Genomic DNA, 14,579 nt, shown 5'->3' with positions numbered 1-14,579 from the left:
TCGGAGGTGTCCGCCAGAATGGGAATCACCCATTGGAGGCGCTGATGACGTCCACACGGCTGGTGGTGGTGCTGCTGCTCGCACTGACCCCGCTGTCCACCGGCTGCGTGTCGCTGACACCACCACCCGGCCAGGGGATGAGCCTGCGCTATTCGCCACGCGAGGCCGCCGCGCCCGTGGCGGCAGCGGAGCCGAGCGTCGAGTCCCCGCGAGCCCTCGCCTACCGCCCCGAGTCCAAGGCACCGCAACGGCTACACCGCCGCCGGGCCTCGCGTGAGGCCGTGACGGCGGTGGGCCCGGACAGCGCGGAGAGGGACGCGCGGCAGAGCGCTCTCGCGGCTCAACTGGCGTTTCGCGGTGCCCTTCGCGAAGTGTCCGACTCCACCCGCCGCATCTCCAGCGAGCTCGCCCGGCTCAATGCCAGTGAGTGGGGCCTTGCCCACGGAAACGGGGTCTTCCTCCGCTACGTCGGTTACGGCTCCGGGCAACTGCGGTGGATGGAGGCCCAGCTCGCCGCCGCCACCCGGCTGGCCAACGCCGCTTCGGAGGTGGACGACCCCGACATGCAGCTCGCCGTGCTGCGCGTGGCGGGCCCGCGGCTGGAAGCCGCCATGCTCGGCTCGCTCGTGCTCGCCGTCTGGGTGGACTTCCTCAACCTCGCCGACGTCGCGCTCAAGCAGCACCTCTACCCCGTGGAGACGCTGTTCGTGGACATGTGGCACTGGCAGGAGATGCTCGAGCCCGCCATGACGGCGCTGTCCTCTCGGGAGCACGAGCAGGTGGAGGCCGCGGCGCAAGACGTGCCCCCGCTGGTAGGCCACTTCACGGACGAATTCGCGCGAGCCCAGCAGCGCATGCGCGTGGCAGCGGAGAACCTCCAGAAGGTGCTGGTGCTCAAGGAAGCCATCGAGACGGTCACCATGCTCTCGACGTTGAGGTTTTCGCTGCCCTCGGCGCCACCGTCCGCTCCCGCCCTGGTCGGCATCGGACTGGCGGTAGGCGGCGACGGGGTGATGGTGGGCACGCGCATTGTCGTGTCCGCCGAGTGGGTGGAAATGGTGCGCCACCTGGTTCGCGCGGGCGTACTCTCCCTGCCCGTCGTCAGCGCGGCCGTGCGGATTCAGGCGGGCGGGGTGATGCTGGCGCAGGCACACGGCGAGCTGCCCGGGGGCGTGCGCGACGCGCTGGGTGACGGGCCCGAGGTGGGGGCCATGCACGAGACGGGCAAGGCGGGAGCTGGCATGGCCGAGCCGCCGCGGCACCACGTCATGCCGAAGGAGTTCCGCGAGTGGTTCGAGAGGCGCGGCTTCACGGGCGAGCTGGACATCGACGAGTTCTGCGTGGAGCTGGAGCAGGCGCACCACGAGGCCATCCACGGTGGTGGCGACTGGAAGCTGGGGCGCACGTGGGCCGGCGAGTGGAACCGGATGATCATGGATGCATTGGGCCATGCCGAGACCAAGGCGGGCCGGATGTTGACGCGGAACGAGGTCCTGGAGATCGTCGCAGAGCGCATGCAGGAATACAGGATCCGCATGAACTTCATTCGGTGGAGAGGGCCATGAGCGACGGACGTGCTTGGCAGGGCAACATGAAGGCGCGCCTGTACGAGCGGGTCCGTAAACTTGGTTACGATTCACTCACCGCCTTCGCGAACGCTCGCCCCACTGCCTCTTTGGTCGCGCTTGCCGATGAGCTTGGGAAGGATGACATCGCCGGAGTGCAGGTGTTGAGCGGGCTCCTCGCCGAGGCCGAGCAGCACAAGCAGGTCACACGCTTCGTGCGCGATGTGCTCGTGCGCATGTTGTGCCAAAGTCTGCCAAACGGCTGGCCAGCCGTGCTGGACGACACCCATCGGTTCAAGGTGGCCAAGGCGCTTGGCTCGTGGTTTGCCTACACCCCTGAAACCCATAAGGAGCGCGCCGACAAAGCCGGTGATGCTCTCCTCGCCACGCCGCCGCCGCCCGGCTGGCGCCCGCTCGGTCCTGACGACGAGTTGCTGCGCACGCTCCTGCCCGACGAGGAAGTCTGACGGATGCTCCCCCTCCAGGGGAAATCTTCGCGAGGTTGAGCGCAACGGCCTCCTGAACGGTTTCAAGGGCCCTCGCTGGAGACCCCTCACGACCCAGGGGAAACACCCCTCTGAAGGCCAAGCTCCCGGATGATCGTGTCCACCACCGTGTCCGGGTCCGCCGAGACGTCCACCGGCAGGGCGTCCTCCGGCACCTCCAGCGCCGCGAGCTGACTGTCGAGCAACACGGGCGGCATGTAGTGCCCCTCCCGTGCCTTCAGCCTGCTGGCGAGGAGCGCCGGAGACGCATGCAGATACACCCACCGCTGCCGCGCCGCGTCCACCCTCAGCCGCTCCCGGTAGGCGCCCTTGAGCGCCGAGCACGCCAGCACCAGGTCCTCCCCGGCCTCCAACGCGCCGCGCAACAGCTCGCGCAGCCGCGCCAGCCAGGGCGCCCGGTCTTCATCCGTGAGCGCAATCCCCGCGGCCATCTTCGCGATGCTCTCGGGGGCGTGGAAGGCATCCGCGTCGAGGAAGCGCCAGCCCAGCCGGGCCGCGAGCCGCTCGCCCACCGTCGTCTTCCCCACCCCGGAGACTCCCATCACGATGACGACCACGCGCGCATCCTCCGGCCCTACTCCGCACGACACCTTTTGCACATCCACCGTCGCTGGGCAGGCAGAGCAGAAGATCCATCGAAACCAGCGAGATGTGGAAGTTTTGATCAATCCTCCCCGTGCCCGGCTGAACGATTTGAGCATCCCCTGAGAGCGTCCGGCCGGCGTGCGCTGGTGGTCATTGCAATCGCTTGATTTCCCGGCACCGCACACAGCCCACGACACCCTTCACGGATTCTCAAACCGCGCACTGCTGGAGCATGGACCTTGCAAGTGTTGGTTGATCTCCATGCACTGCGAGCATTGTTCGTCAGAACATCCCGCGAGTCTGCCGTGCGACGCCCAGAACACCTGGACCGGCGCCGAGTCCTCGGACTCGTCTCCGCAGGTGCCCTCGACGACGCCCGCCCTGGTGGACCTGCGAGGCCGCACCCTGGGCCACTACCGGCTGACCCGGATGCTGGGCAGCGGGGGCATGGGCACGGTGTACCTCGCCGAGCAGACCATCATCGGCGCCCGGGTGGCGGTGAAGGTGCTGCACCCGTACCTGGCCCAGGACGCCCGGCTGCGCGCGCGCTTCTACGCCGAGGCGCGCACGGTGAACCTCATCGGCCACCCCAACATCGTCCGCATCTTCGACATCAACGAGTCGGAGGACGGGCTGCACTACTTCGTCATGGAGTACCTGGACGGCACGCCCCTCTCGCGGCTGCCGCGTCCGGTGGAGCCGGGGCTGGTGGCGTGGCTGCTCGCCCAGGCCTGTGACGCGCTCGAGGCCGTGCACCGCAGCGGCGTGGTGCACCGCGACCTCAAGCCGGACAACCTCCTCATGATGGAGCGCCCGGGCGAGTCGCCCACGCTCAAGGTGCTCGACTTCGGCGTGGCCAAGGCACTGCACGACACCGTCGGCCAGGAGCAGACCTTGGCCGGTCAGGTGCTCGGCACCCCCGCGTACATGGCCCCGGAGCAGTGGGCCGGCCAGCCCGTGGATGGGCGCGCGGATGTCTACTCGCTGGGCGTGACGGGCTACCTGCTCCTCACCGGGCAGCTGCCCTATCCGCGCGGACAGCTCGCCGAGCTGGTGCTCTCGCCGGAGCCGCCGCCCCCGCTGCGCGCGCCCCACGAGCTCGTCCCCGCCGTGCCCGAGGGCCTCTCCCGCGTCCTGCTGCGAGCCCTCGCCCGTGCCCCGGGGGAGCGCTTCGCCACCGCGCTCGACTTCAAGAAGGCCCTGCTCACCGCCGTGCGTCCCGCGCCGCGCTCGCCGGGGCGCCATACCGCGCCCGCGCCTCATGCGGCCAACCAGGCGCCCATCCCCACGCTTCCACCCCTGCCCGAGCCCAATGATCCCACCCCGCCGCCCACCTGGACGGCCCGCGTGCGCCTGGGCGAGGGCGCCGGCTCCGTGCTGGTGCACTGCAACGAGCTGAGCCGCGGCGGCGTCTTCATGTGCTGCGCCCAACCCTTCCCGCCCCTCTTCACCAGGCTCTCCTTCACCCTGCAGATTGGCGGCGAGGAGCTCGAGTGCGTGGGCGAGGTGGTGCGGCATGTGGACCTGGCCCAGGCGCGTGCCTGGCGCATGTCGCCGGGCGTGGGGCTCCAATTCCTCAACCCCTCGCCCCGCCTGCGCGACTTCCTCACGCGGCTGCGCCCTCCGCGCCAGCCGTCCGCGGCCCCCCCCTCCGCGCCGCTCCAGGAAGCCCTCGCGCAAGTCTGAACCCCACCCGTGTCCACCCTCCGTCACCCCGGGAGCCGAACCGTCTCCTGCTGGACGGTGGCGTGATGGGAGCACGACGCGCGCTGTGCGCCGTGGATACCCTCATGTGCGCATGATGCGCGGAGCCGCTAGGGAAACCCGGGGGGGTTGGAGAGCGCTCGTGTGCGCTCTATTGCTCGTGAGTGCCTGCCGGGATCCGGCCAGGGCCTCGGGAACGGCGCTCTACGTCACCACCGAGTTCGACCCCACCCAGCTGCTCACGCAGGTGCGGGTGTGGGGCGAGGTGGAGGGCGGACAACCGTTTGGACCGCAGGTGCTCCCGGAGCAACCGGCGCGGCTGCTCTACAGCGGCGAGACACTGCGCGTGCTGCTGGGCGACGTGCCCAACGGCACGCAGGCGAGGGTGTCCGTCGAGGGCCTGCGCAACGGCACCCTGGTGGCGCGGGGTGAGGGCGTCGCGAGCATCCGCGACGGGTACGAGGTGGACGTCAGCGTGCGGTTGGAGCCCGTCTCCCCCGAGCCGCCCGGCGGAGGCGACCCGGATGGGGGGACGTTCTGCGTCGGGTGTGAGGGCTGCTGTGTGCAGGGCCAGTGCACGACGCGGACCTTCCAGACCTGCGGCACGGGAGGCGTGGCCTGCGCGGCGTGCGATGCCGTGCGGGCCGACACCTGTGACTCCCGAGGCGTCTGCGTCTGCGGCGCCAACCCGGCCTGCACCGGCCTGGGCGTGGACCGCTGCGTGGGTGGACAGTGCCGGTGCGGCAGCGGAGCGGCCTGCGGCGCGGGACAGGAGTGCGTGGACGGAGCGTGCCGCTGCACGGCGAATTCCTGCTCGGGGTGCTGTTCGAACAACCAGTGCGTGGCGGGCAACACGCAGAACGCCTGCGGCAAGGGCGGCCAGGCGTGCGTGAAGTGCAACAAGACCTGCCAGGCGGACCGGACGTGCAAGTGAGCGCCCCGAGGCGCGGGCTCACCGCACGGTGAAGGAGCGCGAGGTGCCCCGGTAGGGGCGCACCCGGCCATCCCAACCGGACTTCCAGTCGCCCTCGTGGACGAGGCGGTAGGTGCCCGGCGCGGCCTCCGGGGGGATGGTCCACTCGAGGATGACGTGCGAGCACGCCAGGGTGGGCAGGCAGTACGCGCGCCGCCACGTGTACTTCGTCTCCCAATCCCAGTCGTACGCCACGTCCCGCCACAGCAGGCCCGTGCGGCGCTGCACGCGCAGGTAGGTGCCCTGGGTGTGCAGGTTGTTCTTCGGGTGCCCGCCCCAGAAGCTGACGTGCACCGTGTCCCCGCGCGCGTAGGACGCGTGCGCGTCGACGAGCACGTCCCCGAAGTGCGACAGCAGCGGCTTGTCGTCGAAGAGGACGCCGGGCCGCAGCCGGGTCTGCTGGGAGCAGAGGTCGCGCGGCGTGGGGCCCGGAGGCAGGGGCGAGCCCTCGCGCAGGGCGTGCGCCAGCGCGTCGAAGTGTTGCTGGAGGGCCGCCAGCGTCCAGGGGCCGAAGTGGGTGGAGGCGCCCTCGTACTCCTGCCCGGCGTACTCCTCGCGCGTGGCGACGTAGCCGGAGTACGCGTTGGCCAGGCCGGCGATGACCACCTCCGTCACGCCCGCCGGTGCCAGCTGCGCGCGCACCGTCTCGCGCAGGCGGCGCCCCGCCATGGTGGTCAGCTCGAAGGGCACCGCCACCAGCGCCACGTTCCCCACGGTGACGAGCTGCAGGGGCAGCACCTCGGGACTCCACGGGAAGGGCTTCATCGCGCCCATCTCCAGGACGATGGGCTTCTCCGCCTGGCAGGGCGTGGTGGTGGTGGTGCAGGTGATGGCGCTCACCACGTCATGCATGGCCGCGCAGGTGGCGCCCTCGCCGCCCACGCCCGGCCCGTCCTCCGCGCCCGCCAGCATGGAGAGGCCGATGGCCGCCGGACAGGTGTGCCCGGCCATGCCGCCGGTGAAGGCGGGCTCGACCTCCACGTCGTCCATCTTCACGTACACGTGCCGGTAGTCCACCCCGCCGGTGAGGGGCGTGGTGGCGCTCGCCCAGAGCGAGGCGGCGCGCTCGTATTGCTTGCGGCCGGAGAGCTCCGTGCTCTCGAAGTCGTCCTTGCCGCCGCCGTCCTCGCCCCCGTGGATGTTGGGCGTCACGTCGCCCTCGTTGGCCTGCGCGAAGGCGGCCACGAAGGTGTCCCCGCTGTCCGTGTAGCGCGTGCCCCGGGCCTTCTCGAAGAGATAGGAGGCGTACCCCTTGTTGTCCCCGCTGATGTAGCGGTACTGCATGCCCATGGACGTGGCGTGCACCGCGAACCAGTTGATGAGCCCCACCTCCTGGCCCGACTCCTTCGTGAAGCGCAGCAGCGTCATCCGCTTGTCCGTGTCGTACGCGTAGCGCGCGCGCTCCTCGGGCGGGTTGAGGCGGTAGGCGTCCGGCGAGCGGTTGCGGCTCGTGTCCAGCAACTCCCCCGCCGCCAGGGTGATGTGGCCCGGCGCCAGGTGCTCGTGCGCCAGGACGATGGACTGGTAGATGCCGTTGACGATGACCTCGAAGTTCTGCGGCACGAAGCCGAACGTGCTCAGGTTGTAGAGCGCGTAGTGCGAGAAGCCTCCCGGCCCGCTGTGCGTATGGGTGGCGCTCACGAGCACGTTGTCCTCGGAGTAGAGCCGGCCAAAGGTGGCCCGCAGCCGCTGCACCACCTGCTGCTTCACGCCCTGGAACACCATGCCCAGGTCCGCGCTCACCACCACCACGCGCTTGCCATTGCACGGCGAGGCGATGACGAAGGCGCGCGAGCGCAGACGCTGGTGGATGCCCGCCGTCTGCTGCTCCAGCTCCACGTAGCCCAACATCCCCACCTCGGCGGCGGGGCCGGTGATGTCATAGATGCCGCTGCCGATGAGGAATGACTGCTGCCCGGCGCAGGAGCCTCCGAGCCCCTGCCCGCCCTGCCCCGTAGGGAGAGCGGCTCCGGCCTGGCCCTCGCGCGAGCCCCGCTGGCCGCACGCGGCGAGCACCACCGCCAGCACGAGCGCCCCCAGGCGCAGGACGGATGAACGACGCACACACACCTCCAAGACGGGCGGCGCGGCCCTTCTTGGGAGGGTAGGACTTCAGGAGACCATCGGCAGCGTCACGCGGAAGACGGTGCCCCGGCCCACCAGGGACGTCACGGTGATGCTCCCTCCGAGCGAGCGGACGATGTCCCGGCACACGGAGAGCGTCGGCCCGGGCTTCGCCTCGCGCTCGGTGTAGAGCGGCTCGAAGACGTGCGGGAGCTGCTCGGGGGGGATGCCGGGGCCGGTGTCATGCACCTCGACCACCACGTGGCCCTCCCCGTCCTCGCGCGTGACGAGGCGCACCTCGTGCTCCTCGGTGTCCCCGTTGTCGGGCAGCGAGAGCACCACGTGGAGGACGAGGTTGAGCAGGGCCTGGCGCAGCGCGCTCTCGGTGCCAGCCACGAGCGCCCGGGCGCCGTAGTCGCGCACCAGCCGTCCGCGCGAGCGCAGCGTGCTGCCCACCATCTGCCCCACCGTGTCGAGCAGCGTGTTCACATCCACCGGCCCGTGGCCCGACTCCCCGCGGAAGCTGCGCAGGTGGCCGATGATTTGACGCAGCCGCTCGGCGCCCTCGCGCACCTCGCCGGCGGCCTCGCGCCACTCGGCCACCTGGGGCGCCGGAGCCGAGCCGGCGATGTCCCCCATGCTGGAGAGCAGGTAGTCCAGGTTGGCGAGCATGAAGGCCAGCGGGTTGTTCATCTCGTGCGCGAAGCCCGGCACGAGCATGCCCAGCGTGGCCAGCCGGTCGGACTGCTGCAGCCGCGCCTGGAGCTGCCGGCGCTCGGTGGTGTCGGTGAGCGTGCCGAGCACCTCGCCCTGCCCGGTGGGCGAGCTGTGGGCGGCGAGCTCCACCCAGCGCGGGCCCCCGGAGGCCAGCAGCCGCAGCTCGAGCCGGAAGGAGGCCTGCACCCGCGCGGCGATGGCATCCAGCAGGGCGCGCACGCGCGGCCTGTCTTCCGGGTACACCATCTCCACCAGCGGCTGGCCGAGCACGTCCTCCACGGCCAGGCCGGTGAGCGACGTCCACGTGGGGCCCAGGAAGGTGAGGTTGCCCAGCCCATCCAGGTGGAAGACGACCTCGCTGAGCTGCTCGGCCAGGAAGTGGTAGCGCAACGCATCGGCCGACAGTCCCGAGCGCATGCTCGCGGCGAGCGCCAACATCCCCATCCGAGACGGTGCAACGGGCTCCTGGCTCTCGGTATCGAAGGCGATGGCCTGCGAAAGCTGCTGAAACCCCATGACCGCGCTCCTTTCCCCCGGGGAGACGGCTGCGGCTGCGAAGACGGATTCCCCAGCCGCTTCGTTCACGAGCATAAGGCCCGCGAATGAAACAGCGTCAAATCAGGGAGCGGATTCCGCTTCCGTTTTCTCAGGAGTTGACGGGAAACCCTGGAATAGTCGGACAGTTAGCCTTCGGAATCGTCAGGTGGTGGCCAGGAGGGGTCTGGAGCGCCGGAGCGGCGGCGCTCGCGGCGGTCGCCGATCACCCGTGCGGGGACGCCGGCGACGATGGCCCAGGCGGGCACGTCGCGGGTGACGACGGCGCCCATGCCCACCACGGCATGGTCCGCGATGCGCACGCCGTCGGTGATGCCGGCGTTGGCGCCCACCCACACATCCTTGCCGAGCACGATGCCGCGGGAGGTGACGGGCTGGGAGCGCACGGACCTGTCCGGGGCGAGGCCGTGGTCGAAGGCATAGAGGGTGGCGCCGGTGGCGATGCGGCTGCCCTCGCCGATGTGGAGGCCCCCGGCCCCGCCATCCAGGCTGACGCGCGCGTTGATGCTGACGCCGGCCTCGAGCACCACGGGCCCGTGCACGAAGGCATGGGCGGCGATGCTCACCCCGGGACCGATGATGCGGATGGGGCGGCCGGGCTCGGCGAACAGCGCCGCTTCCGGGGAGATGAAACAGCCCTCGGCGATCTCCACCGTTTCGAGCTCGCGCAGGTTGTCCTGCACCTCCTTCTGCCAGGCCTCGGCCCAGGCGCGGTGGCGCGGCTTGAGCGAGAAGTAGAGCCACGGCATCCACGAGAGGCGCTGCTTGTGCTGCTCACGTCGGCGGGCGTCGAGATCGTCCACGGCGTTTGACTACCACGACCGCGCGCGGTCAGCCCTTGGCGATGGCACGGGGGCGTTGGTCCAGGTCACAGCGCGTGCTATGGCGCCCGCCCTCCCCGGCTGCGGACCCCGGCCTCCGCGAAGACCCTCATGACGCCAGCAAGGCTCATCGCCTCGACCCTCAGCATCCTGCTCGTCTCCTGCGGCACCACCCGCTCGATCATCGCCCCCGCCGCCGAGGAGCTCACCCGTTACGTGCTCGTCCTCGAGGAGTCAGCCGGCGGCCAGATCACCGAGCACTGGCGGCGGGCCGAGGAGTTCGACCTCTCGTGGTACCGGTTTCCCACGAGCGCCCGTGAATCGACGTATGGACGCATCGTGCGCGTCGCGAAGACCTACCAGCGCGACTGTGATGCGGAATTCGATGATTGCGTCGACAACTGTGTGGCTCGTCCTCTTCCGCGGGGGTTCGGACACATCACAGCTGGGGGACGAGGGATGGGCGGTAAGAAACGATGGTGCCGCGAGCAATGCCAACAAGCTTACGATGATTGCCGGGAGTTGGAGGGCCGTCAGCGCCAGGAGTTCTCAGCCATGGACGACGCCGTCGACTGGTTGAAGCGCCATCACCAGGGCCTCCTGGTGGGCAGCATTGTCGTCATCGCCGGAGTGGCCTTCGTCACGGTTTCCGCTGGGGCTGGGCTTATCGTCCTCGCCCCCGCGGTGCTTCTGGCATCCTGATGAGCCCTGCGCGGCTCCATATCGTCAAGGCAGCACATGAGACCCAAAAGCCCCATCTTCGAGGCCATGAATCTCCTCGGCCTGATTCATGAGAAGACCGAGTCCGCGGAGGAGAAGGAGCTGCTTCTCACCGCGGCCGAGGCGCTCCGATTCATCAATGCGACGGGCCAGCAGTATGAATTCGATGACTACCGCCAGGAACTCAGGACCGAAGGGCCCGAAATGGTCGTCGCTTCTTTCGCAACGCGCGAAGAGGCGGAGGCGTGGCTGAAGAACCACCCCAAACCTCCCTACATGACCCTCGTGCTGATCGCGGACCAGTACCACCTCGTCAGGTATGACCGTGATAGCAACTTCCGCAAGCTGGTCCCCACTTACTCCGTCGAGTACCACTTCGAGGAGATGATGAAGGACGGCCGTCCACCGCCGCCTGTAGCCAGCTTCGACACCCGGGAGCAGGCCCGGGCGTGGTTCTACGGCCTGCCCGAGCGGCCCTCCCAGGCCGTCATCCAGCTTGGGGGCGAGCCCTACCTCGCGGCGTACCATCGCAACATCGACCATCTCGCCTTCCACCCCTTCTCCCTCTTCGAGCGGTTCCTGGAGTGGCGCAAGACGCTGAAGGAGAAGAAGGACACCGAGGAGCCCGAGCCGCACTCCCAGTAGAGCCCAGGCCCGCTCCCGCGTGCCTCCGGAGGGTCCACGGCCAGACAGGCGGCCCCCCGGAAAGAAAGCCTGGGCCGCTTTGCCGTGGTCGGGCATGGTTGGCGCGAGTCTCCTCTTTCGGAGAACGAACCCATGAAGGTTGCCCCGCCCCATCCCCAGGAGGATGCGCGCCTCGCCGCGCTGGATAGCCTCGAGATCCTCGACACCCTGCCGGAGGCCGGCTTCGACGACCTGACGCGTCTGGCCTCGCAGCTGTGCGGGACGCCCATCGCGCTGGTGTCGCTCGTGGACCACTACCGCCAGTGGTTCAAGTCCCGCGTCGGGCTGGACGCGCCCGAGACGCCGCGCGAGCAGGCCTTCTGCGCCCACGCCATCCTCGGCGAGGACCTCTTCGTCGTGGAGGACGCCTGGCACGACGAGCGCTTCCACGACAACCCGCTCGTCACCGGGGCGCCCCACGTGCGCTTCTACGCCGGCATCCCCATCCGGGGCCTCGGCGGCCTCAACCTCGGCACCCTGTGCGTCATCGACCACGAGCCGCGCCACCTCACCCCCGAGCAGACCGAGGCGCTGGCGGTGCTCGGACGCCAGGTGGAAGCCCAGCTCCTGCTGCGGCTGCGCGTGCGCGAGCTGGAGCGGCGCGAGGAGCAATTGCGCTCGCAGCGAGACACGCTCGCCAGCGTCCAGCGCCAGAAGGACGCGCTCATCCAGCGGGTGATGCGCGACTTCAAGCCCCCCCTCTCCAGCATCCTCACCAACGCCACCTTCACGCTCTACCGCCCGCACCTGCCCGAGGAGCTGCAGCGCTCGGCCCGTGACATCCGCGACGCGGCCGACGGCCTGCAGCGCACCGTGTCCAACCTGCTGGACGCCAGCGGCGGCGAGGACGCCCTCCCCCTCCACCCCGCCCTCTTCGACACCCACCTGCTGCTCTCCGAGGTGACGCGCGACTTCCAGCAGCGGCTGGTGAGCTCCCCGCGCCGCTTCGTCCAGGCTGTGAAGCTGGTGGAGCCCCTCATCACCGCGGACCGCGAGCTGCTGCGCCGCGTGCTCGTCAACCTGCTGGACAACTCCTTCCAGTACACCGCGCTGGGCAGCAGCAAGATTACGCTCGAGGCCTCCAACCCCGAGCCCGGCCTGCTGGAGCTGCGCGTGCGCGACGAGGGCCCCGCCATCTCCCCCTCCGCGCGCGCGCACCTCTTCGACGCCCACCTCCCGGACGAGCACACCCCGGGCTCCGGCCGGGCCGAGGGCGGCAACCGGCTCGCGCTCGCCTTCTGCCGGCGCGCCGTACAGGCCCACGGCGGGTGGATATGGGCCGAGGACAACCACCCCAAGGGCGTGGCCTTCTGCCTCCGCCTGCCCGTGCGCCCCCACGGGCCCCTCTTCACCCACTCCTGAGGGCGCTCAGGAGGGCGCTGTCTCTCCCCGGGACTCCTCGCGCAGTCCGGGGCTGCGCCGCCGCGCCGCCCGCGCCACCAGCGCCGACAGCAGCGCCCACCCCAGCCCCGCCATCCACCCGCCCAGCACGTCCGTGGGGTAGTGCACGCCCAGGTACACCCGCGTCACCCCGATGAGCAGCGTGAGGCTCAGCGCCACGCCCACCAGGTACGCCTTGAGCCAGCGCCGCTCCACCAGCTGCGCCAGCAGCGCCCCCAGCGTCAGGTAGACGATGGCCGAGAGCATCGCGTGCCCGCTGGGAAAGCTCTCCGTCAGCACCCAGGTGAGGTGCGGCACCACCGAGGGCCTCGGCCGGGCGAACACGCTCTTGAGCAGGCTGTTCACCCCCGCCCCGCCCACCGTCGAGCCCACCACCAGCACCAGCGTCCTCCAGCGCCGCACCAGCACGAGGAAGCCGCTCACCGCGAACACCACCAGCGTCAGCACCGACACGCTGCCCAGCGACGTCACATCCCGCGCCGCCTCCGCCACCCACACCGGCCCCAGTGGCTGCTCCGGATGGCCCGGGGTACGCAGCGCCAGCAGCACCCGCTCGTCGAAGTGTTGGGTTTCCTTCTCCCGCACCTCGTCCGACAGCTCGATGAAGCCCAGCCCCAGCGCCATCAGCCCGAGCAGCGTGGCCAGCAGGCCGAGCCCTCCCGTCCCCTTCCACCTCTGAAGGCGCTCGCGCAGATCGCCCGGTGAGAGTCCCATCCCCACACCCTAGGTGCTCTCCCACCGGAGCGCACCGGGCATCCGTGCGCTCCCCGACATTGCGCCGGCTCCTTTCGTGCTCCTGATGGCAGACGGGTCAGCTCGCACTTGGGAATGGCGTCGGGGATCACCAGATTGGGCACCAGCCTCATCGTGAGTCCTGTGTGTGCCGGGCACGTCAGCCGCTCGGAATAACCTTTGCCGAGCACCCCTTCCGGCAAGTTTTGGGAGTGAGATCCCATGTCCGCTTTCGCTTCCGTTTCCATTCCTCCGCCCACCTACAAGACGGGCCTCATCAACCGGGTCTTCTTCATCCGCTGGGAGCAGCCGCCCAGCCCCCAGGATTTGATGATGGTGGCCATGCGCTTCCGTGAGGCGTACGAGGCCTACCGGCAGCAGCTGTGCGTCGTCGTCATCACCGGGGCCAAGGCCCGGGTGCCCAACAGCGAGCAGCGCAAGGGCCTCTTCCAGCTGCTGGAGGACAACCGCAAGTACATCTGCGAGCTGCACCTCGTCATGGAGGGCAACGAGCTGCAGCACAACCTGCAGCGCATCATCGCCTCGGCGCAGCTCATCGTGACGCGCATCTACGACAACAACTACGCGCGCCTGCACAAGGACGCGGCCAGCATCGCGCCCTTCCTCTCCAACCGCCTGAAGTCGGACGGCAACCGCATCATCAACGATGCGCGCCTGCTGGGACTCGTCAGCTAGTCCCAGCGGCGGCGGGGGGAGGGCGCGGGGTGACTACCGCGCCATGCAGACGTAGTAGTTCTCGCCGTAGTAGTCGTTGCCGTCGGCCGCGAGCGGGCGCGAGAAGCCCAGGCGGCGCAGCGTGTCCACCAGCGCGTCCGGCTGGAAGAAGGTCACCATCTCGTTGGGGTCGGTGACCAGGCGGCGCGTGACGTCGGCGTGGTAGGCGGTGGCGGCCTGGAGCGCCGCGTCCCAGCGGCCCTCGGCCTTCCACTCCGCGATGGAATTCTCCATCACCTTGCGCAGGTCCGGCCGCTGCCGGGGCCCGGCGGTGATGACGACGCCGCCGGGCTTGAGGTGCTCGAGCGCCTGGCGCAACACCGCCTCCGGCTCGCGCACGTAGAAGAGGACGTTGTTGAGCACCACCGCGTCCGCCTCGCCCGGCACGCCCGCGGGGAAGGTGCGCACGTCCCCCTCCAGCACCTTCCAGCGGCGCCGCACCTCCTCGGGCGCCGCGGCCTGCCGGGCCAGCGCCAGCCCGAGCATCGCCGGGTTGTTGTCGAAGCCCACCACCGTGTGCCCGCGCTCGACGAGCGGCTGGCTCACCAGCCCCGTGCCACACCCCGCGTCGATGACGTACTTGCGGCCCTCGGTGTCGCGGAGGATTTTCGCCACCATCCGCCGGTAGCAATTGAGCTGGGAGCAGATGACGTCATAGCTCCTGGCGAACTCGGTCCAGATATTGTCGACCACGGTGGGGCCCTCGCTGGCTGCCCGGGGTTGTCTTCGGGCGCGGGCTCTCAATCTAAGGAGCCAGGAAAGAGCGGGGAGCCCCCCCAAAAAAACGGGCCCCGCGTCTTCCGCGAGGCCCGGGCAC

General features: G+C 69.9%; 14 protein-coding genes. 8 read left to right on the top strand and 6 right to left on the bottom strand.

Annotation, left to right across the window (positions count from 1 at the left end; genetic code table 11):
• Positions 1-44: 44 nt before the first annotated feature.
• Both ACJ8AN_RS28605 and ACJ8AN_RS28600 read left to right on the top strand, forming a co-directional pair.
• Positions 45-1,565: a DUF2380 domain-containing protein gene (locus ACJ8AN_RS28605; protein WP_407758668.1), complete on the top strand. Its 1,521-nt coding sequence runs from the start codon at positions 45-47 to the stop codon at positions 1,563-1,565.
• Entirely contained in the window at positions 1,562-2,032 is a 471-nt protein-coding gene (locus ACJ8AN_RS28600) for an NUDIX hydrolase (protein ID WP_407758667.1), read from the top strand. Before ACJ8AN_RS28605 ends, ACJ8AN_RS28600 begins: the two co-directional genes overlap by 4 nt.
• 86 nt (positions 2,033-2,118) lie before the next feature.
• On the opposite strand, the gene ACJ8AN_RS28595 is transcribed toward ACJ8AN_RS28600, so the two are convergent.
• Positions 2,119-2,628, bottom strand: a complete 510-nt coding sequence (locus ACJ8AN_RS28595) for a gluconokinase (protein WP_407758666.1) — start codon at positions 2,626-2,628, stop codon at positions 2,119-2,121.
• Between the two features lie 289 nt (positions 2,629-2,917).
• Between ACJ8AN_RS28595 and ACJ8AN_RS28590 the strand changes: the two genes are divergently transcribed.
• Positions 2,918-4,342, top strand: coding sequence for a serine/threonine-protein kinase (locus ACJ8AN_RS28590; protein WP_407758665.1), 1,425 nt, complete (start codon positions 2,918-2,920; stop codon positions 4,340-4,342).
• A gap of 160 nt (positions 4,343-4,502) precedes the next feature.
• Complete coding sequence (locus ACJ8AN_RS28585; RefSeq protein ID WP_407758664.1) at positions 4,503-5,294, top strand: hypothetical protein; 792 nt, start codon at positions 4,503-4,505, stop codon at positions 5,292-5,294.
• Between the two features lie 18 nt (positions 5,295-5,312).
• Here the strand turns inward: ACJ8AN_RS28585 and ACJ8AN_RS28580 are convergent, their stop codons facing one another.
• The 3 genes from ACJ8AN_RS28580 to ACJ8AN_RS28570 form a co-directional block, all read right to left on the bottom strand.
• Positions 5,313-7,397, bottom strand: a complete 2,085-nt coding sequence (locus ACJ8AN_RS28580) for a neutral/alkaline ceramidase (RefSeq protein WP_407758663.1) — start codon at positions 7,395-7,397, stop codon at positions 5,313-5,315.
• A 48-nt stretch (positions 7,398-7,445) separates the two neighbouring features.
• The gene (locus tag ACJ8AN_RS28575; protein ID WP_407758662.1) at positions 7,446-8,630 is read right to left on the bottom strand and encodes a two-component system sensor histidine kinase NtrB; all 1,185 of its coding nucleotides are present in this window, start codon (positions 8,628-8,630) and stop codon (positions 7,446-7,448) included.
• A gap of 167 nt (positions 8,631-8,797) precedes the next feature.
• A complete protein-coding gene (locus ACJ8AN_RS28570) occupies positions 8,798-9,418 on the bottom strand; it encodes an acyltransferase (RefSeq protein WP_407758687.1) in 621 nt (206 codons plus the stop codon).
• 183 nt (positions 9,419-9,601) lie between these two features.
• Between ACJ8AN_RS28570 and ACJ8AN_RS28565 the strand changes: the two genes are divergently transcribed.
• From ACJ8AN_RS28565 to ACJ8AN_RS28555, 3 genes are all read left to right on the top strand, one after another.
• Entirely contained in the window at positions 9,602-10,192 is a 591-nt protein-coding gene (locus ACJ8AN_RS28565; protein ID WP_407758661.1) for a hypothetical protein, read from the top strand.
• 36 nt (positions 10,193-10,228) lie between these two features.
• Complete coding sequence (locus ACJ8AN_RS28560) at positions 10,229-10,855, top strand: head protein (protein WP_407758660.1); 627 nt, start codon at positions 10,229-10,231, stop codon at positions 10,853-10,855.
• A 132-nt stretch (positions 10,856-10,987) separates the two neighbouring features.
• On the top strand, positions 10,988-12,256 hold the full coding sequence (locus ACJ8AN_RS28555; protein ID WP_407758659.1) for an ATP-binding protein: 1,269 nt from the start codon (positions 10,988-10,990) through the stop codon (positions 12,254-12,256).
• Between the two features lie 6 nt (positions 12,257-12,262).
• Here the strand turns inward: ACJ8AN_RS28555 and ACJ8AN_RS28550 are convergent, their stop codons facing one another.
• Entirely contained in the window at positions 12,263-12,919 is a 657-nt protein-coding gene (locus tag ACJ8AN_RS28550; RefSeq protein ID WP_407758686.1) for a phosphatase PAP2 family protein, read from the bottom strand.
• Positions 12,920-13,249: 330 nt separating this feature from the next.
• Here ACJ8AN_RS28550 and ACJ8AN_RS28545 point away from each other — a divergent pair, with 330 nt between their 5' ends.
• On the top strand, positions 13,250-13,723 hold the full coding sequence (locus ACJ8AN_RS28545) for a DofA protein (protein WP_407758658.1): 474 nt from the start codon (positions 13,250-13,252) through the stop codon (positions 13,721-13,723).
• Positions 13,724-13,756: 33 nt separating this feature from the next.
• Here ACJ8AN_RS28545 and ACJ8AN_RS28540 read toward each other — a convergent pair whose 3' ends face one another.
• Complete coding sequence (locus ACJ8AN_RS28540; protein ID WP_407758657.1) at positions 13,757-14,455, bottom strand: class I SAM-dependent methyltransferase; 699 nt, start codon at positions 14,453-14,455, stop codon at positions 13,757-13,759.
• Positions 14,456-14,579: the final 124 nt, after the last annotated feature.

The sequence above is a fragment of the Archangium sp. genome (assembly GCF_045802675.1).
Classification (GTDB): Bacteria; Myxococcota; Myxococcia; order Myxococcales; family Myxococcaceae; genus Archangium.
This window is presented reverse-complemented; position numbering and strand designations above follow the sequence as displayed.